Origin of the sequence: Streptomyces sp. NPDC088254 (assembly GCF_044740925.1) — a bacterium.
Classification (GTDB): Bacteria; Actinomycetota; Actinomycetes; order Streptomycetales; family Streptomycetaceae; genus Streptomyces.
Genome location: NZ_JBIURQ010000006.1, coordinates 1 through 18,362, shown reverse-complemented (window position 1 = coordinate 18,362; position 18,362 = coordinate 1). Strand labels below are relative to the sequence as shown.

Annotated in this window: 17 protein-coding genes and 2 pseudogenes; 16 read left to right on the top strand and 3 right to left on the bottom strand. The window is 70.1% G+C overall.

Going from position 1 to position 18,362, the window contains the following annotated elements:
• Positions 1-284: 284 nt before the first annotated feature.
• The 7 genes from ACIOC0_RS18330 (at position 285) to ACIOC0_RS18300 (ending at position 10,388) form a co-directional block, all read left to right on the top strand.
• Positions 285-1,517 (top strand): helix-turn-helix domain-containing protein, encoded by a 1,233-nt coding sequence (locus ACIOC0_RS18330; protein WP_402156003.1) that lies wholly within the window; start codon positions 285-287, stop codon positions 1,515-1,517.
• Positions 1,518-1,688: 171 nt separating this feature from the next.
• The gene (locus ACIOC0_RS18325) at positions 1,689-3,086 is read left to right on the top strand and encodes a hypothetical protein (RefSeq protein ID WP_402156002.1); all 1,398 of its coding nucleotides are present in this window, start codon (positions 1,689-1,691) and stop codon (positions 3,084-3,086) included.
• A 123-nt stretch (positions 3,087-3,209) separates the two neighbouring features.
• Positions 3,210-4,055 carry a nucleotidyltransferase domain-containing protein gene (locus tag ACIOC0_RS18320; protein WP_402156001.1) on the top strand — a complete coding sequence of 282 codons (846 nt, stop codon included), beginning with the start codon at positions 3,210-3,212 and terminating at the stop codon, positions 4,053-4,055.
• 458 nt (positions 4,056-4,513) lie between these two features.
• Entirely contained in the window at positions 4,514-7,288 is a 2,775-nt protein-coding gene (locus tag ACIOC0_RS18315) for a protein kinase (RefSeq protein WP_402156000.1), read from the top strand.
• A gap of 258 nt (positions 7,289-7,546) precedes the next feature.
• Positions 7,547-8,227, top strand: coding sequence for an HNH endonuclease family protein (locus ACIOC0_RS18310; RefSeq protein ID WP_402155999.1), 681 nt, complete (start codon positions 7,547-7,549; stop codon positions 8,225-8,227).
• Positions 8,224-8,508 (top strand): hypothetical protein, encoded by a 285-nt coding sequence (locus tag ACIOC0_RS18305; RefSeq protein ID WP_402155997.1) that lies wholly within the window; start codon positions 8,224-8,226, stop codon positions 8,506-8,508. Before ACIOC0_RS18310 ends, ACIOC0_RS18305 begins: the two co-directional genes overlap by 4 nt.
• 425 nt (positions 8,509-8,933) lie before the next feature.
• The gene (locus tag ACIOC0_RS18300; RefSeq protein WP_402155995.1) at positions 8,934-10,388 is read left to right on the top strand and encodes a hypothetical protein; all 1,455 of its coding nucleotides are present in this window, start codon (positions 8,934-8,936) and stop codon (positions 10,386-10,388) included.
• Between the two features lie 8 nt (positions 10,389-10,396).
• On the opposite strand, the gene ACIOC0_RS18295 is transcribed toward ACIOC0_RS18300, so the two are convergent.
• Positions 10,397-10,918: an NUDIX hydrolase gene (locus tag ACIOC0_RS18295; RefSeq protein ID WP_402155994.1), complete on the bottom strand. Its 522-nt coding sequence runs from the start codon at positions 10,916-10,918 to the stop codon at positions 10,397-10,399.
• Between the two features lie 214 nt (positions 10,919-11,132).
• On the opposite strand from ACIOC0_RS18295, the gene amcB reads away from it, so the two are divergent.
• The 5 genes from amcB to ACIOC0_RS18270 all read left to right on the top strand — a co-directional run bounded on the left by amcB (position 11,133) and on the right by ACIOC0_RS18270 (position 14,359).
• Positions 11,133-12,284, top strand: coding sequence for a cyclophane-forming radical SAM peptide maturase AmcB (gene amcB, locus ACIOC0_RS18290; RefSeq protein ID WP_402155992.1), 1,152 nt, complete (start codon positions 11,133-11,135; stop codon positions 12,282-12,284).
• Positions 12,281-12,472 carry a multiple cyclophane-containing RiPP AmcA gene (amcA, locus tag ACIOC0_RS18285; protein ID WP_256905529.1) on the top strand — a complete coding sequence of 64 codons (192 nt, stop codon included), beginning with the start codon at positions 12,281-12,283 and terminating at the stop codon, positions 12,470-12,472. The genes amcB and amcA overlap by 4 nt, the downstream gene beginning before the upstream one ends.
• A 74-nt stretch (positions 12,473-12,546) precedes the next feature.
• Entirely contained in the window at positions 12,547-13,233 is a 687-nt protein-coding gene (locus ACIOC0_RS18280) for a pentapeptide repeat-containing protein (RefSeq protein ID WP_402155991.1), read from the top strand.
• A 29-nt stretch (positions 13,234-13,262) separates the two neighbouring features.
• The gene (locus ACIOC0_RS18275; RefSeq protein ID WP_402155989.1) at positions 13,263-13,970 is read left to right on the top strand and encodes a hypothetical protein; all 708 of its coding nucleotides are present in this window, start codon (positions 13,263-13,265) and stop codon (positions 13,968-13,970) included.
• A gap of 62 nt (positions 13,971-14,032) precedes the next feature.
• Positions 14,033-14,359: a hypothetical protein gene (locus ACIOC0_RS18270; protein ID WP_402155987.1), complete on the top strand. Its 327-nt coding sequence runs from the start codon at positions 14,033-14,035 to the stop codon at positions 14,357-14,359.
• A gap of 331 nt (positions 14,360-14,690) precedes the next feature.
• Here ACIOC0_RS18270 and ACIOC0_RS18265 read toward each other — a convergent pair whose 3' ends face one another.
• Positions 14,691-14,858 carry a hypothetical protein gene (locus ACIOC0_RS18265; RefSeq protein WP_402155986.1) on the bottom strand — a complete coding sequence of 56 codons (168 nt, stop codon included), beginning with the start codon at positions 14,856-14,858 and terminating at the stop codon, positions 14,691-14,693.
• 74 nt (positions 14,859-14,932) lie between these two features.
• Positions 14,933-15,163: pseudogene (locus tag ACIOC0_RS18260) on the bottom strand (radical SAM protein); the annotation flags it as partial.
• Positions 15,164-15,352: 189 nt separating this feature from the next.
• Between ACIOC0_RS18260 and ACIOC0_RS18255 the strand changes: the two are divergent.
• From ACIOC0_RS18255 to ACIOC0_RS18240, 4 genes and pseudogenes are all read left to right on the top strand, one after another.
• Entirely contained in the window at positions 15,353-15,796 is a 444-nt protein-coding gene (locus ACIOC0_RS18255) for an SRPBCC family protein (RefSeq protein WP_402155984.1), read from the top strand.
• Positions 15,797-16,038: 242 nt separating this feature from the next.
• Positions 16,039-16,755 (top strand): annotated as a pseudogene (locus ACIOC0_RS18250) (PAS domain-containing protein); the annotation flags it as partial.
• Between the two features lie 147 nt (positions 16,756-16,902).
• On the top strand, positions 16,903-17,628 hold the full coding sequence (locus tag ACIOC0_RS18245) for a class I SAM-dependent methyltransferase (protein WP_402155982.1): 726 nt from the start codon (positions 16,903-16,905) through the stop codon (positions 17,626-17,628).
• A 102-nt stretch (positions 17,629-17,730) separates the two neighbouring features.
• The gene (locus ACIOC0_RS18240; RefSeq protein WP_402155980.1) at positions 17,731-18,198 is read left to right on the top strand and encodes a DoxX family protein; all 468 of its coding nucleotides are present in this window, start codon (positions 17,731-17,733) and stop codon (positions 18,196-18,198) included.
• Positions 18,199-18,362 lie beyond the last annotated feature (164 nt).

Sequence of the window (18,362 nt, the reverse complement as noted above, 5' to 3'; positions counted from 1 at the left end):
ATTCCGACCGAGTCCGCCGCCCATCTCACGCAGGTGCTGCTCGTGACTAACGCCGAAGCCGCCACGCAGCCCGGCGGTGAGCAGACCGCGACGTCCTGACCCGCCCGACCGACGAAGAGGGGGTGCCCCACAGCGTCCCGGAAAACGGAAGGTCCGTTGTCGGACCCGCTCCGTACCCTTGGCGCTCAGCCCCCTGGGCTACGGCCCGTGCCGGGCCTTGGATCACGGGAAGCGGGACCCTATAGTGACGTCGATCTACCTCTCCTCCGACAACCCCCCGGTGGATGCCGAAGACCGAGGCCGACCTCCAGGCCGCCGTCGACGGCGGCCTGTTCGAGGAAAGCCACCACCTGGACCTGAAGAAGGCCCCGAACAGCAAGGGCGACAACAAGGAACTGGCACGCGACCTGTCCTCGTTCGCCGTCCACGGCGGCACCCTGATCATCGGCGTCCAGGAGAACAAGGAGAGCCGCACCTTCGAGCTCGCTCCCCAGCCCCTGAACGGACTGCCGGAGAAGATCGAGCAGGTGGCCCGCACCATCCCCGACCCGCCCCTGACCATCCTCACCGAGGAGATCAGCGCGGCGGTCGACGACGGGACCGGCTACCTCATCGTGCACATCCCGGCCAGCCCTGTCGCACCGCACATGGTCGACAACCGCTACTTCGGCCGCGGCGACAAGACGAAGTACCAGATGGGCGACGCCGAAGTCGTCGCACTCCACGCACGGCGACGCAACACCGAGGCCGACACCCTCACCCTGCTGCGCAAGGAGATGGACGAGGACCCGTTGTGCGACGTCGGATCCCAGTCCCACCTCTTCCTGGTCGCCCAGCCGGCCGCCGGACGACGGGACATGTGCCTGCCCATCACCGGCGCCCGGGACTGGAACCACCGCCTGCGCACGCTGATCCAGCGTGCCCTGGAAGCCCCTCGCACCCGGGCAGCGCTTTCCGGGATGGGATTCAGCCCTGATCTGTCTTCCGCCCACCAGGGGCACCGGCGCGCGAGGGGAGTGGCTCTCAGCTCCTCGGGGCTCGGAGCCGGCCGCGTCTATGCCCCGGAAGGCGGTTCCTCTGACGAGTCCGTCATCGAGCTTCAGCTCTTCGAGGATGGAGGGCTGCGGCTGCTCATGACCCGTCTTTCCGAGGGCACATCCAGGCCGTACGAGTCGCCAGGTGATGCGGAGCAGGTCATCTTCGACGCTGCCGCCGTCGTCTTCACCCGACACATGCTGGAGCTGATCCGCCTCATCTCCGATGACGTGGGCTACCACGGGAACTGGGCGGTGGCCGTCGGAGCCAACCGGCTCCGCGGCCGACGTCGATGGAGTCAGCCGTCCATCTTCGCAAGTGACCACAGGTACAGCGCCGACACGTACGAGGAGAGCACCGGCGTGACCCTGGCCGAGCTGCGCGACGCACCGGGCACCGTGACGCGAAGGCTCCTCGGCCCCCTGCTCCGCTCGCTGGACTCCGAAGAGGCGTTCGTCAAGGCCCTGACCGACGAAGAGTAATTCTCGCTCCACGAGACGACACGGGCCCCGGAGGATCAGCCATGACACCTCCGGGCCCGGCTCGAGGGCGCACCATCCAACGACGCCGCGACCCCACCACCACACGGTGGCCCCAGCCGTCCTCGCCCTGCACGACAGGAAAACCGGTCGGCGTTGTCAGTGTGACCCCTCATGCTGGAGGTCCAACTGACGATGAAGGACCCCGGAACCACCATGACGTTGAACTTCGATGCAGACCAACCGGTAGTCGGGCTGAAGAGACAGAAAGCGCTGATCGAAGCGGTTCTCAGTGCAAGTAACGCTGACGAGACACGCTGGCTGGAGTGGAAGTCTCACCACGACGTGTCGAAGCCGGAAGGAGCCTTCGCCGTCTCGAAGGCGATCCTCGGGTTCGCCAACCGGATGCCCGACGTGGCAGCGCAGTGGGCCGAAGGCCACGCCTACCTCCTGGTCGGAGTCGAGGAAGAAGCGCTCCAGGGAGTCACGAGGCACGACATTGAGAAGGTTGATGCCTGGCTGGGGCGCTACATCGGCGACTTCGACCGCTACCAGTTCACCTACGTGCCGTTCGACAACGGTGAAGGCCCGCGGCACGTCATGCTGGTCGACGTCTTCCCACCGCGATGGGGCGATCCGGTTCACCCGCTCCGCAAGGAGTACCAGAACTTCTACGCGGGCACGGTCTTCCACCGGTACGCCGGCAAGACCCAGCCCGCGCGCGCAGCCGAGATCGATGCCCTGACGGAGCGGGCCCGGCGCGCGGCCAAGCGCGTGAACGTCACCGTAGGTGTTGCCGCCGGCGCCGTCGCTGTGGTGCCGCCCACCGAGGACATGCGCACCAAGATCCTCGACGTCTTGCGTGAGAACCTGCTGAAACAGCTCGGTGTCAGGCGCCAGGCGAAGAAGAACACGACAGATGCCTTCCCGTACGCTCCGGCATTCGACGTGTTCCGCGCCCTGCCCCCCACGGACTACCGTTCGCCCGATGAGTTCCGTGAGCAGGTTGAGGAGTACCTGCGCGACTTCGACGCGGCGATGCAGCAGTCCTTCGTACAGGTGGTTGGTACAACGGGTACGCCACTGCGGCTGAGGCTGACCAACCCCGGGGAGGAGAATCTCTTCAAGGTCGAAGTTGTGCTGAGTCTCCCCGACACGGTCCTCGCGCACGTCACAGACGACGAAGAGGACGTCGACTGGCCTGACGAGCCCAAAGAATACGGATCAGCAGCTCTCCCCGTCAGCCTCAGCGCCTTCCCGGGCATCGCCGCCCTGCAGGCACCAGCGTTTCGGCTGCCGCCCATCGACTCACCGGACATCGAGCATGAAGAGGGCCGCACGATCATCCGCTTCGCGCCGGTCGACCTGCGACCCCACGAGACCGTCCCTCTCGGTCCGATCACGCTCTACAGCACGCAGGAAGCGGCAGACTCCTTCGTCGGCGAGTGGCGCGCAACGGCCACGAACGTCAGCGGCACCGTGCGCCAACGTCTGCCCGTCCCCGCACAGCACCTCGAAGTCGACCTGCACCAAGCGCTTCTTCCCCTGCTCAATGACGACATCGAGGCATAGACACTCGACGTCCAAGACCCTGGCCCGACTGGCGCCGCGGAGGCCTACGCTGGCCTGGGAGCGCGACACGGGAAAGGGCGGGGACAGGTGAAGCGGGAGCGAGCCACCACGCTTGGGGAGGACATGCTGCGCAGGCTGGATGAGGGGACCGACTGGCCGCTGACGCTGGTCGACGAGGTCTACCTGTTCGGCTCCTACGCCCGCGGCGCCCTTGAGCCGCACGACGTCGACATCGCCGTGGACTTCCACCGCGACGAGCGGATGCGGCAGCTCGAGATCGCCTCCATCTTCTCCGGCCGCAACCCCCACAGCGAGCTCCGTCGGCAGCTGGCCGGCCGCAGCCGCGGCATCCAGTTTCAGTTCGATACCGCCCAGCGTCGCCAACTCGAGAGCGAGGGCGTGCCCATGCTGCGCCTGTGGCGCCGCGGCGACACCCTCCAGCATGCCCTGAGCATCCTGCACGCCATCCAGCCGGATCCCTCAGCGGGGCGCGCACCACGCGACGACATGATCGAAGAATTCGAGGCCCTGGACCATGCGATCCCCCGCCCGGTTCGCCACGACCTGATCACCTGGCCCGACACCGGCCAGATCACCATCTCCCGCATCATCCTGCCCGACCAGCCCGCCGAACCCGCCGATGTGGAGATCGCCTACGACCTGAGTACCCGCTGGGTGGACCACAGCCCGCTGCGCCGCGCCGCGCTCTGCGCCCTGCAGCACCTCCAGGACCTGAACGTCGGCCTCAGCGACGTGGAACTCTCCGGCTACCGCTTGCCCACCCCCAGCCGCATGGCCGGCCGCCTCGAAGAGGCCCGCTGGTGGGTGAACTGGAAGTGGCAGCATTACCGGTCCATCCCGTACTGCCTTGCCGACGGTGACGGCTGGCTCGAAGTCCTGGCCCCCACCCGCACCCGTCCCCTGCACGCCCTCCTGTTCGCCCCCGGCCCCACCCCTGCCCAGGCATAGCCAAGCCCAAGGCGCAGCACCACGGCGGCCGGAGAGGACTGCCCCGGCCGGACAATGCCACGGGCGCGGGACCGGATCATCCAGAACGCGCAGGACGCCCTGGAGTTCCTGGCCGATGCGCTGCGCGTCGCCCGCGCCATCGTGGACGCCGAGAAGCACCCCGACGAAGCCGTCGTGCTGGACGACGACCACGTGGGCGTCCTGTCGCGAATCATTCACGATCACGCACCGTCCGGCCTCACCATCACAGAGCGGAACCTGGCCGAGGAGATCGATCAGGTGGTCAAGCGCACCCTCGCGTGGGGGCCGCGAGGGCGTGGGACCGTGACGGGGAAGGGTGGGTCCGGCCATGGGATGCGGAGCGAAACTCCGTCATCAACGCGCGTCGTGTCCGGCTGTGCGCGACAATCGCTCCTCCGGGCATGGTGCCCGGTAGGCACGATGCACGGGGCGGGGCGATGGAAGACGTACGGGAGCTACTGGCCGAGTACGGTCAGTGCCACAGCACCGAACTGTCGGAGCCGGACCGTCACCGACTCCTCGTCGACGTGGTCATAGCCCTAATCCGGCGCACCGACGAGGAAGCAACGGTGGCCCACCGCGCGCCGGACGAGCCGACCGTGTTCTTCGAACTCGCCGGACGCGACTACGCGATCACCGTGACGGCTGCGTCAGGCACCGATGTGGCCGAGTCGGCCAGGGCCGCGGTGCGTGCCCGCGAGCAGCAGGACCTGGGTCAGGGTGTGCGGTGGGTCCTGGTGTGCGCGAGGACTCCGGGCCCGGCGGTGGACGATGCCCTGCGCGCCGTTCTGGGTGCGCGGGGCGTGCTGCTCGACCGGGACCATCTGGAAGCCGCCGTGTGCGGCCTCGCTGAGCTCGCGGCGCTGATCCGGTCGGCTTTCCGCCCGCCGCGGCCGCCGTACACGCCGCTGCACGAACTCCTGCTGCAGGAGCCGGAAGAGCCGACCCCCGCCCTGTCCCTGCCGGCGCGGCCGTCCGGACCGGTCACCGTGCCGGCCCGGACGGAGCCGGGCATCACGGCCTCCGTGGTCCTGGCCGGCGAGTCCTGGCCGCTGCGGCCGAGCGGTCTTGCCTGGGAGTCTGCCGGGCGGGCGCTGATCACCACCGAGACCGGACTCGCGGAGATGGATCTGCGGCGGGGCGGGGTGCGGTGGCGGCTGCCGCTTCCCGGCGTGCATGGTGCCGCGGTCGTACTGCCGGACAGCTCGGTGTGCGTGCTGCGCGGGCCGGCGGTGGTGATGTGGCGCGACGGCGCACTGCGAGCGGTGGGCGGCGGGTTCGAGGCGAACGCGAGCCTGCTGCTCGGCCCCGACGCGAGCGTGTGGGTTCTGTCCGGATCCGGTGCGACGTTCGGCGCCGACACCAGCTCAACGCTGGCGCTCACGCGACTCGGCGACGAGGTCGGGGATCAGCAGCGGTTCTCCATCGCCTTCGACGCGGCGGTGCGGTCGGCCGGCTGGCTTGACGGACGGCGCTTCTTCCTTGCCGCTGGCGGGCACAGCGCCGTCGTCGACCTCGCCGTCGGCACGAGCGCCGGCGGGCGGGAGGACTGGACGGTGACCCCGGTGTCCTACCCGGGGCATGTGGCCTGCAGCGGGAAAGACACGGTCCTGGTGGCCGGGCGGGCCGGTTCCGGCATCGGTGTGGAACTGCACACCGTCGATGCGGTGGCCCGCACCAGCGATGCGGTCGCCGAGGTGCAGCTCGGCGAGGTACTGGGACTCGCCCAGGACCCGGAGGGCGGGGCCGCGTACCTGCTGGGTTCGTTGCCGACGAACGACATCGACGCCGTCCACCCCGTACTGATGAAGGTCACCGGACACGTTCCTGCCGACTCCCCCACGGTCGAGGAACACATGCCGGCGCCCGCCGCCAGTGATACGTACGCCGCAGTGCGCCGGCAGGCCCTCGGTGTGAAGAAGGACTACGCCCTGGAGAAGTTCCCGCTGCCGGACGGCAAGGGCGGCATGGGGATCGTCCACGAGGCCGTGCACAAGCCGACGGGCACCGTCGTCGCGTTCAAGAAGCCGCGGTCGCTGCGCGAGAACCTGACCGCACGGATGCTGCGCGAGATCGAGGTCGCCCAGAAGCTCGGCAGCAACCGTCACGTCATGCCGGTCCTCGACTCGAGCCCCCGGGCCGAGTGGTTCGTCATGCCGCTGGCCCAGGACACCGCCGAACGCCTCCAGCCCGAGCTGCAGCGCGACGGCCAGGAACTGCGGGCCCTGGTGGACGCGGTGGCGGCCGCCCTGGCCGACGCCCACCGCCTGGACTACCTGCACCGGGACATCAAGCCCGCCAACATCCTGCATCTCGACGGCCGGTGGGTCCTCGGCGACTGGGGTATCGTGCGCCGCCCCCGCGGGCAGACGACCAATCCCAAACGCACCGGCACCACGATCGGCACGGTCGAGTTCGGCGCCCCCGAGTTGTCCGTCGATCCTCACAACGCGACGCCCGCGAGCGACATCTACAGCCTGGGAAAGGTCATCGGCTGGCTTCTGACGGGCGCCGACCCGCAGCCGAACGTGCCCCTGCTGCCGTCCGGCCCCTGGCGTGGCGTTGTCAGGCAGTGCACCTTCCATGAGCCGTCGCACCGCCCGCAGTCCATCGCCGAATTCCTCGACCTGGTGGAGCGAGAGACCTCCCCCACCTTCGACCTGCCCATTGCGCGGGCCCAGCAGCTCGTGGCCGCCGCCCAGGAGGGGGACACCGACGCGGCCCGCCGGCTGCTCGCGCTCGCCGCTGACAACGGCGACGACTACGAGCTGTACCTGGACGTCCTGCCGGGCCTGGAGATGGACCTCACCGGGCTGCTCCTCCTGGCCAACCCCGAGCAAGCCCTCACCCTGGTCAAGGCGATGGCCGGGCACGTCCACGGCGACGGCACCGGCTGGCCGGACTACAACGAATGCAAGAGAGCCATCGCGTGGCTGCGCGGCGTCGCCCGTCACGCCGCCCGGGAGGAGGAGTGGGAGGTGCTGGAGGAGGCGGCCCGCGGTATGTGCACCTGGGACGCGGCATCCAACGAGTTCGACCAGCAGATCGCAACCCGGGACTGGCTGCGCCATTTGCACGGCCAGGCCGCTCAGATCCTCGCCAGTGTGCTACGGGAACACCCTGGCAGTGCACGTTACTACTACGAGCTGACTGGCGAGCGCGCCGTGGACATCGCCATCCGTAGCGCCATTAACTCCGCGGCCAGCAAATGACCGCGCAGCTGTCGGCACGACAACCGCGGCCCTCGCGGCTTGTTCGCACTTGCCGGACGAACTACCTGCGGCTCGCTTTCCGCAGTACTCGGGGCGGGCGCGCCCCGTGCCCGCCCTGCCCGGTGGAGGTGAGCGGTGCGTTGTGGTGGCTGGGCGGGTGGCCCCGGCGGGTACGCTGCGGCTCGTATGGTCACCGGCGGGAGGAAACAGCAGGTCATGGGGCGTCAGCAGTATTAATGGGGGCGGGGCTTGGCGGCCGTGGCCGTAGTCGCGGTGGCCGGCTGTACGGCCATCGACGATCCGGCGGCGCCTCAGGCGAGTGATGCCAAGCCGTCCGCCTCGCGCTCGGCCGGGGTGCCGGGCGGCGAGGCCGCCGACACGGGCACGCTGCCGGGTGTGCCGACGGCAGGGCAGGCCAGGGCGGAGCTGGCGGAGCTGAAGGTGGCGCCGCACGATTCGATGTCCGGTTACAGCCGCGACAAGTTCTCGCACTGGGCGGAGCAGGGGGAGAACTGCAACACCCGCGAGACGGTTCTGGAGCGTGACGGCGCGGACGTCACCCGGGACGACGAGTGCCGGGCGGTGTCCGGCCGGTGGGTGAGCGTGTATGACGGTAAGATGTTCACGGACGCCTCTGATCTTGACATTGATCACATGGTGCCGTTGGCGAACGGTTGGCGGTCCGGGGCGAACACATGGACGCAGGAGGAGCGGAAGGCGTTCGCGAACGACCTGACGCACCCGCAGCTGCTGGCCGTCTCCGCTGCTTCCAACCGCAGCAAGGGCGACCAGGGACCGGACGAGTGGAAGCCACCGTCCCAGGCGTACTGGTGCACTTATGCCCGGGCCTGGGTGTCGGTGAAGTCCGACTACGAGCTGTCGGTGACCGAGGCCGAGAAGGACGCGCTCACCGACATGCTGGGTACCTGCCCCTCATGAACGCACACCCCCCGCAGCCTGAACAGCTCGTCAGTGAGGTGAAGGCCGGGCAGGGCGGCGCGATGACGGACGAGGTCGGCGTCATCACTGGCGACCTCACCGTCGCCACCCGCCTGCTGACCGACGGACGCGCCGGCATCGCCATCCAGTACACGAACGCAGACGAGTGGTACACCCTGACCGGTAGCCCCGCCCCGGTGCCGCCGGAGGGCCTGGCGGCCTTGCACGAGCAGATCCTGGAACGAGTCCGCCACGGCGGCGGCGCCGAAGCCCCGCGCTGAACGGGCGAAGCCGCTCAGGCCGCCGGTCATGGCGCCTGCCTCACCTCCTGGGCGGCACCTTCATGCCGGGCGCACTGACGGGGGCCCAGAAGAACTGCCGCAGCGAGATCTCAGCGCGTGTTCCCGGCGCCGAAGGGCCCTCGAAGGGCGAGTGCTGGGCGAGTGCAGGACCGTCGACAGCGCGGCCCGCACCCAGCGGGCGACGGTGGCCTCGTCCCCCTCGGGCATTCACGGGAAGTAGGGCACTCGCCCGATTTCGCGCAGCGCCTCGGTTCGCGCTTCGAACTCCGGGCCGGGACGCGGGCCGCCCGCGAACGGCTTCATGACCATGCACCGTAGCGTCTCGACCCTGAACACGCGTCGGCAGTAGGCGAGTTGGGTACGGTCCGACCGGCGGTTCGGTCGTTTGGCGGCGGAGGCGAATCATGAAGAGTGCGCACGTGGGGCTCGCGGCGTTCGAGACCAGAGCGGGCGAGGCTGCCCGGACCCTGCTGCACAACCAGGGGTACGACGGCGGGTGGGGCCTCACCCTGACCTCGGTTTCGTCGATCGTCAACACCAGCGAGGTCCTGCCGATTCTGCGGGCTGCCGGCATCGCCGGACAGCCGGTTCGCCAGGGGCTCGACTTCCTCACCGGCGCCATCCCGGAGCACTCGCGGCCACGGCCCAAAGGCGGCCGTGGTGAGCACACCCGGTTCATCGCCTTCGGCCTGGCCGGACTGCTGTCCCACCCTCGCTTTTTCCACCACAGCGGCGTCGCGGAGACCGCGGCCTGGTGCGTCGGCTGGCTGGAGGACCACCAGGTCGACCACGGCTGGCCCGAAGTCCTCGGACTCGACGACACCTCGCTGCACCAGACCGCCTTGGTGGTGCACCGGCTCGCCGAGCTCAGAGGTACCCTCCATGATTTCGGCCCCGGACTCCTCTTACCCGGCGGGGTGGAGACCAGCAGCCTGTTGGAGCGCGTCGAACCGCTGATCGACCACGGAGTGCACGGCCTGCTCTACCACCGGCGCCCCAGCGGGGCATGGGGGTGGCGTACCTACATCGACACCGACCCGAGCCCGAGCAAGACAGCGCTGTGCCTGCTCGCGCTGTCGACCGTCTGCTCGGGCACCGGGCCCGGCGGCGAGCCCGCTTATCGGGACGGCCTGCGGGAGGCGGGCGGGGTGCACGGCCCGGTGCAGCACAAGCGGCTGTCCGACGTGGTCGTCGAGGCCGGCCAGTGGCTGCTGCACAACCACCACCGGTGGGAGGAGTTCGTTGAGGACGACAAGGACGTACAAGGCACGGCCTGGGAGCACATGGCGTACGCGCTGTGCACCCAGGCCGCCATCCGGGCCGGCGCGAGCCCGCGCGACCCCCGCCTCACCAAGGCGTGGAAGCTGATGAACGGCCTGTGGGACCCGGAGGCCGGACTGTGGAACGAGCCGGGTGCCTCGGGCAAGCGCGCAACCATCCGGGCCGCGTACTACACGGTGTCGGCCTACGAAGAAGCGATGCAGCGTCTGGCCCGGATGAACCTTGCCGACACCACCTCCGAGCACGCGAGCGAGGCGTCGGCCGAGATTGCCATCGTCCATGTCGCCCTCGGTCCGGGCCGGACCGTCCTCCTCAGGGCACGCGACAGCGAAGGAAGCGTGGCGTGTGAGCTGTCGGAGCGCCTGTTCGACGTGGTGAAGGTCGTGTACGACGCCCCCGAGGCCGGAATGTCGACCGAGCGGCTCGCGGCGCAGCTCTACGTCGCCCCGTCCTCGGTGCCCAAGTACGTTCAGCGCCTCAACCACGCCGTCTCCACGGCCTTCGGCGGCGCCCCGGCCAGGCTACTGCTGGCCAGCACGGTGGACGGGGCCAGCGGGTACCGCCTCGCAGGGCGGTAGGCCGCCGCCTACGACGTGGCGCGCTCCCCGGCCACCGGGTAGTTCAGCAGGGCGAACCGCGCCAGGGAACGGACCTGGTCGAAGGTCTTGAGGGTGTCGAGGTCCTCCAGGCCGAACCAGGCGGCCCCGTGCACCTCTTCGAGCTGCGCCTCCACGGCCTGTTCCCGGGCGCCCGGCTGCCGCTGGACGTAGAAGAACTGGACCAGCGCCGGCGTCGGAAAGCCTTCGCGCTCGATGTCCACATAGAACGGCACGGGTTCAGGAGTGGCGTTGTGGTCGGCCGGGTGGATGGTCGGCTGGCTGGAGATCGCCTCCACCAGCAGCCCCGTCTCCTCCTTGAACTCGCGCACCGCCGTGCCCGCGAAGGACTCCCCGGGCTCGATATGACCGCCCGGCGGAACCCATTTGTCGAAGCGGTTGTGGTGCACGAGCAGCACCTTGCCGCGCTCGACGAGGTAGCCCGAGCAGCAGTACACCAGACCGATGTCGCGGGCGGTCTGGCCGTCGTGGATCAGAATCGAGCGAGGCACCCCGCCACGATAGCCCACAGGCAGCCACTCGAACTCCCGTGCAGGTGAAGCGACTTCAGTGGAGTGTCAGCGCCGCGCCGATGACATGTCATCGACAATGACAGCGCGATGTCATCGCGTATACGTCATGGCGGGACGGATTGTGGTCGTATCCCCGGCCCGCGGCTCCCGCTCGCGGTCGGCGATGCCCCTGTCCGTCGAGGAGAGGACCCCGATGCGCTCTCGCCCGTCCCCGTGGCGTGCCCGGTACCAGCAGTGGTTTGCGGCCCCGCAGACCGTGGTGGTGCAGCCCACGACCTGGTGCAATCTGGACTGCCGGTACTGCTACCTGCCGTTTCGCAGGCTCAAACACCAGATGCCGCTGGAGGTGGCCGAGGCCCTGGCGCAGGCGGTGGCCCAGTTCGACGACAGCGGCCATCCGATCGGCATCGTCTGGCATGGCGGGGAGCCGCTCGCCGTGGGCCAGCAGAAGTTCGCCGCGCTGCTCGCGCCGTTCGAGGCCCTGCGGCGGGTGGGCCGAGTCCACCACTATGTGCAGACCAACGCGACGCTGATCACCGAGACGTGGTGCGACCTGCTGGCCGCGTACGACGTCCGCGTCGGGGTGAGCGTCGACGGCCCGGCCGCCTTGAACGCCGAGCGCGTCGACCTGCGAGGCAAGCCCGCCTTCGACCGGATCCTGCGCGGAATCGCGCAGCTGCGCGAGCACGGCATCCCGTTCTCCGTGATCTCGGTGGTCGGCACCCTGGGCATCGCGATGCCGGAGGATCTGCTGGAGTTCCTGACCTCTCTGGGCGGCCATTCGGTGGGCTTCAACATCGAGGAGATCGAAGGGGTCAACACCGACCGGCAGCCGCCCACCGCGGTCCAGGCCGAGGAGTTCTGGCGCCGCACCCTCACCTGGACCCGCCGGCGCCCTGGCGCCCCGGCGGTCCGGGAAGTCGAACGCCTCGCCGAGTACCTCCAGCTGATCCGTTCCGGCCAGAGAGGTGAGTGGGACGGGCGCCGCCTCGACCCGATCCCCACCGTCTCCTGGAAGGGCGACGTGGTCCTGCTCTCCCCGGAACTCGCGGACACGGCGGCGCCCGAGTACGGCGACTTCGTGGCCGGCAACATCCTTGACCGCCCCCTGCCCGAGATCCTCCGTGATGCCCACCGGCTGCGCTACGTACGCGACTTTCTCACCGGCCTGGACCGCTGCCAGGCCGAATGCGAGTTCTTCGACTTCTGCCGCGGCGCCCAGGCCGCCAACCGCTACTTCGAGAACGGTGACCTCACGACCACCGAGACCAACTACTGCCGGGTCTCCCGGCAGGCCCTGGTCACGGCGCTGTCCACGCTCGCAACCAAGGAGGCTGTTGCATGAAGATCCTGGACCGACTCGCCACATCCGACACCCCCGTCGTGATGGAGTTGATAGCCACGCACGACGTCCCGCCCCCGGTGATCGTTGAAGCGACGTGGGACAACCGGCCCACGTGGGACAACTGGGCGAAGAACCCGGCCCCCTTCGACAACCGCCCGACCTGGGACAACTGGAACAAGAAGAAGTAGGCCGCGCCGCTGCTGGCACGCCTGGGGCGTGCCAGCAGCACCGGCGACCGAGCCACCGCGCTGAAAGGCTGTTGATGGACACCCGCACGATCCGCCGTACGAGCGTCACGCTCCCTGCCCTGAACGAGCCGGGCCTCAACCTCTCCAACGTCACCTCGCTGGAGGGCGGTCGTGGCCGGGTGGCGGAGTTCCACTACGCTGGCGCTGACCTGCGGGACCTTGACCTGGCCGACACCCACCTGATGGACGGGCGGATCACCGGCCTCAAGGCCCAGCGCACCCGCCTGGAGAAGCTCCGCGTCGACTCCGTGGAGTTCACCGGATGCGACCTGTCCTCCCTGCAGTGGACCGACAGCAAGATCTCCCGAGCCGTCTTCCGCGACTGCAAGCTCATGGGCGCCGCACTCGAAGACGTGACGCTCGACAACGTCCTGTTCGAGAACTGCAAGTTCGACTACAGCACCCTCACCCGCGTCCGGGCCACCGGCCCGGTGATCTTCGCCAAGTGCTCTCTACGCGAGACCACCTTCGCCGCCGCTGACCTCGGCGCCGCCCTGATCGATGACTGCGATCTACGGCTGACCGAGTTCGACGGCGGGAAGAACCGCGGCCTGGACCTCCGGGGTAACGACCTCTCCCAGCTCCGCGGCCTGGCCTCGCTCAAGCAGATCGTCATCGACCACGCCCAGACACTCCAGCTCGCCGAGGCCCTCGCCGCCGAGCTGGACGTCACCTTCGGTGAAGACCTCGACGACAAGTAGCCCCGCACCTGCCCTGGGGAGGCACGGCCATGGGCCCACAGCTCGTATTCCACTCCTTCGACGACCTACGCGGCCGGTGCGACATCGCATCGGTCCGGCAGACCACCAGCGAGTCCGGTTACGACGACGGCGCTATCGTCCCCGACGAGAACTGGAAATCGATCACCGCGGCCGACGCCGAGCAGCATCGTGCCGATGACTCGGTGCCGGACAGCATCCGGATCGAACTCGTACACCGACCGCTGCCGGACCTCGATTCCGACGACTTGGCCAGCCGCCTCGAAGCCGCCGCCCGCCTCGACCCCCTCGACGGCCGCTGGCCCACAACCCTCCTGGGGTGCGCGGCCAGCCCCGGCCACTGGGCCACCACCACAGAGGACTCCACCACCGGTCGCCGGATCGGACTGCACGTCGACAATTTCGACCGACTGCCGTACGCCCGACGCCACCAGGGTCGCCGACGGCTCTGCCTCAATCTCGGCCCTGGCCCGCGCTACCTGCTCATCGGCGACCACGACATTCAGCAGATCTGCCGCACGCTCCACGCCGACCCGGACCGGCACCACCCCCACACCGAGGACATCCGCCGGTACGTCACCGCAGGACACCCGCTGCGCTGCCTGCGCATCCGCCTCGATCCGGGCGACGGCTACATCGCTCCGACCGAGTTCCTTGCTCACGACGGCTCGACCGCCGGTATCGACCAGCCCTCCGTCGCCGCCTTCTGGCTCGGCTAGTGACCGAACGCGTCATGACCGATCAGCCGCGAGACAGAGCTCAAGGACCGGGAGACCCTCGCATGGACGCGAGGGCGCCACACCCCGCGCTCGACCCTGCCATCGCCTGGCCCACGCTCGGCATGTGGGTTCGATGGGAAGGCGAGCGTCTCGACCTCGTGTCGCTAGCGCCCGCACGCGGCACCACAGCGGATCAAGTCCTGCTGCCGTGCTCTCCGGAACTCCTGATACAGCTCGGGAAGATCTCGCTCGGCAACAGCCGTGCCGGCCTGTACGCCGTGCGCCTGGCGGAGGACGGCGCGGACCACCGTCTGGTGCTCTGCCAGCGGGGTTGGGAAGGTGCGGTCCGAATCAGCGGAGCCGTGTCCTCGATCACGGAGCCGCTGTAAGGGAAGACCCGAGCCGCCATGCTCGCGGCCGGCCGCGAGCAGAGAGCCCAGCGCGGTCTCCGCGGTCATCTACAGCGTGGACCCGGGGGCGACCGTCGGCCACTCCCAGGCGGCGAAGAGCACGACGACACAGACGGCCTGCGCTGACCTGCGCGCCCACACGGAAACGCCCCGGTGAGCGTCAGGGAAGCCACAGGGGTCGTCTGGGCCTCGCAGGGCGATTGTCCGCAGGCTGGTTCCGCGCGACCTGTACGAGCCGGTACAGGACTACCTCGACGGCGTCTTGGGCGACTGACGCGCTCCTGAAGTGTGGCTGCTGCTGGTGCGTCGGTCACAGGCGCTTCGCTGTGCGGTCGCGCAGCAGCAGCCACTGACTCGCGTCGGCGCCGCCTGAGCGCGCAGCCGGTCCATACAGCAGCACGGCGTATGCCGTCCGCTCCGCCTTGCTCGGGGCGGCATACTGGCCTGACGCCTCCGGGGTCGGGAATGACCTCGTCATGCCTTTCCATGCCTTGTCCGCGTTCGGAGTGCTGAGCATCGGCCCTCCCGGGCTCAATAGGGTCACGCAGGGAAGTACACGCACGCGTGCGTGCAGCCCCGGTAGGGGTTCACCGTCCACTCGAACGGCATGCGGGAGGCGCCCGGCACCCGGTTGAGGATCGAACGGGCGCGGATCTCGTGGAAGGTGATCCCACGGAACTCGGGCGTGTCGAACGTCCTGGTGGTGACCGCGTCCGCGCCGAACAGGGCGGCGTCCGCCGCGCGGTCGTGGCGGGACTCCACGGTGAGGTTCTCCCAGCGCATGACGCCTCCTCGGTAGCACTGAGCCCACAATAGAACATGTGTTCCCATGATCGTGCGAGGGTGCTTTCCGACCGGCCGGCGACCGCTTCCGGCGCCCCGATTTGGCGGCCGGACAGCGGGGTGGTTGGCTTGCCCCGAAGCTGAGGAAACCCCTGTTCAGCCCTGAGCAACAAGGACCTGGAGGAACCCATGGCGCAGGTCGAAGCCACCACGGAGCGGGTCGTCGCGGCGGACCCGGAGACGGTGTTCGACACGATCGCCGACTACAGCGGCACGCGCGGGAAGCTGCTGCCCGAGCACTTCAGCGAGTACGAGGTGCGCGAGGGCGGCGACGGCGAGGGCACCCTCGTGCACTGGAAGCTCCAGGCCACCAGCAAGCGCGTCCGCGACTGCCTCCTGGAGGTCACCGAGCCCAGCGACGGCGAGCTGGTCGAGAAGGACCGCAACTCCTCCATGGTCACCGTCTGGCGCGTCACCCCGGCCGGCGAGGGCAGGTCCCGGGTCGTCGTGACGACCACCTGGACCGGCGCCGGCGGCATCGGCGGCTTCTTCGAGAGGACCTTCGCGCCCAAGGGTCTCGGCCGGATCTACGACGCGATTCTCGCCAACCTCGCCACCGAGGTCGAGAAGTAGGACACGCTGTCACCATGACGGTCAAGGGCCCGGCGGCCCTTGACCGTCACGTGTTTCCAGGGCCCTGGATCCAAGGTTTGACCTGCGGTGGCGCGCGGGCTCCGGCGGTGCGCCGGGCGGGGGAGTTCCCCGGCGGCCCGGCAGTGAAACCAATTGCAGAAATGACGCACATCGCGAGCGGCGCGCGCCGTACGGTGGTGCCTTCGGAACAGATCTTGCGCAGCTCCGGGAGGGCCTGGGCCATGGACCGCGGCACCGAGAGGCACGCACCTCCCAGCCGTGGCGCCGACGCCGGTCCACCGGACGAGCCTTCGGAGGGCGGCCCCTTGGGCGTCGCGCGCATCCCGCTCGCCGTGGTCGTCGTCGACCGGGGCGGCTTCGTCACCCACTGGAGCAGCTCCGCCCGCGGGCTCTTCGGCGTCGCCGCGGACGAGGCGATCGGCCGGCCCGCCATCGACCTGCTCCCCGTCTCCGGTGTGCTCCCCGAGGTGGACGAGGACCTTCCCTGCGAGGGCCCGGCCTCCCACGGCGATGACGTCTCCCTCGACGGCGCGCTGAGCCATCCGGCCGCCGGGCGGGCCCGGCTGACCGTGCCCGAGCGGGGTGGGACGGGGGGCAGGGGCCGGGTCGACGTCCTGTGGTGGGCGTACCCCCTCGTCGGCCCGGGATCCGAGCGGCTGCTCGTGCTGGCCGCCGACGCGGAGAGCCTGGACCGGCGGCCGGAGCCGGACCGGCGGACCGTCGAATGCGCCGCCCCCGCCTTCGCCCTGCACACCGACGTCCCCGGCGCCGGGGAACTCGCCCGCCGGCTGCCCGGGATCCTGCCCGGCATGAGCGTCGGCGACAGCGCCCGCATCGTCGCCCAGGTCCTCGAACTCGGCTATCCCGTCCTGGAGTTCAGCCGGAACGACCGGGTGCCCGTCACCCTCGACTGGGGTGTTCGGCGGCGCGGGGCGCGGGCCGGAGGCCCCGCGTGGTGAGCGCGCCGGCCGGGGGCGTGGCGCCAGCCGCACGGCAGCCGGGAAGTCCGTCCGGTGCGCGCCGACGCCGCCGGGGCGCTGAACGAGGGTGACGCCGAAGCGGCGTCGCGCGAAGGGGAGTTGGGCATGAGCGTGACGAGTCGGTACCGGGACTCCTGGGAGGGGTTCTGGCGGGCGGCCCCGACGACGCCGGGCGGGGTGTTCTGGGACGCGGACCCCGCGGTGACCTCCGCCCACCACCTCGCCTTCTTCGAGCCCCGACTCCTCGACGCCGCCCTGCCGTTGGTCGACCTCGGCTGCGGCAACGGCACCCAGACGCGGTTTCTCGCCGACCGCTTCCCGCGGGTGATCGGCGTCGACCTGGCCGACGCCGCCCTCGACCACGCCCGGCGCGCCGACCCCGCCGGAAGGGCGGCGTACCGGCGGCTGGACGCGGCCGCCCAGGGCGAGGCCGAGGCGCTGCACGCCGAACTCGGCGACGCCAACGTCTATATGAGGGGCGTACTGCACCAGTGCGAGCCCGACGACCGCCAGCCGCTGGTGGACGGTGTCGCCGCCCTCCTCGGCGGCACCGGCCGGGCCTTCCTCGTCGAGCTGTCGGAGGCGGCCCGGCCGCTCCTCGAGGACCTGGCCGGCGGGCCCGCCGGACCGCCCCCGAAGCTCGCCCCCGTCCTGAGTCACGGCATCGCCCCCGGCGAGGTCGCCGACGAGGCCGTGCCCGTCTATCTCGCCGCCGCAGGCCTCACGGTCCTCGCCTCCGGTGAACTGCCGCTCGCCACGACCGAGTTCACCCCGGACGGCACCCGGATCGAGCTGCCGTCGAGGTGGCTTCTGGCAGGACGCGCGATGTGAGCCGGGTCACAGCAGCATTCCGCCCCGGTGCTGTCACACATCCGGGGCGCGGCGTGTCAGGGGGGTGAAGCGAGCACGACACCCCGATGAGGAGCCACTGACATGTCCACTGCCTATGTCGTCGTCACCGTCCTGGGGGCCGTCCTGGCCGGGTTCTCGGCCGCGTCCTTGCTGCTCGGCGCCGAGTGGACCGTGAAGCCGCTCGCCGACTACGGCGTGCCGCGCGCCTGGTGGACTTGGCTGGGCGTCGCGAAGGCCGCCGGCGCGGCGGGTCTGCTGGCCGGGCTTCTCGTGCCCGTGATCGGCGTGCTGGCCGCGGCGGGCCTGGTCCTGTACTTCCTCGGGGCCGCGGCCACGGTGGCGCGCGCCCGCTGGTTCTCGCACCTGCCGTTCCCGCTGATCTACGGAGCGCCGGCCGCCGCGTCGCTGGTGCTTTCTGAGCGGCTCCCGGCCGGGGCCGGAACCCGGGGGTGCGGTGGCCGGGACTCCCCGCGCTCTGGTTCCGAGCGGGCTCCGGCCGGGGCCGGAACCCGGGGTGCGGTGGCCGGGACTCCCCGCGCTCCGTTGTGAGCGGCTCCCGGCCGGGGCCGGAACCCGGGGTGCGGTGGCCGGGACTCCCCGCGCTCCGTTGTGAGCGGCTCCCGGCCGGGGCCGGAACCCGGGGTGCGGTGGCCGGGACCCCGTGCTCCGTTGTGAGCGGCTCCCGGCCGGGGCCGGACCCTGGGGTGCGGTGG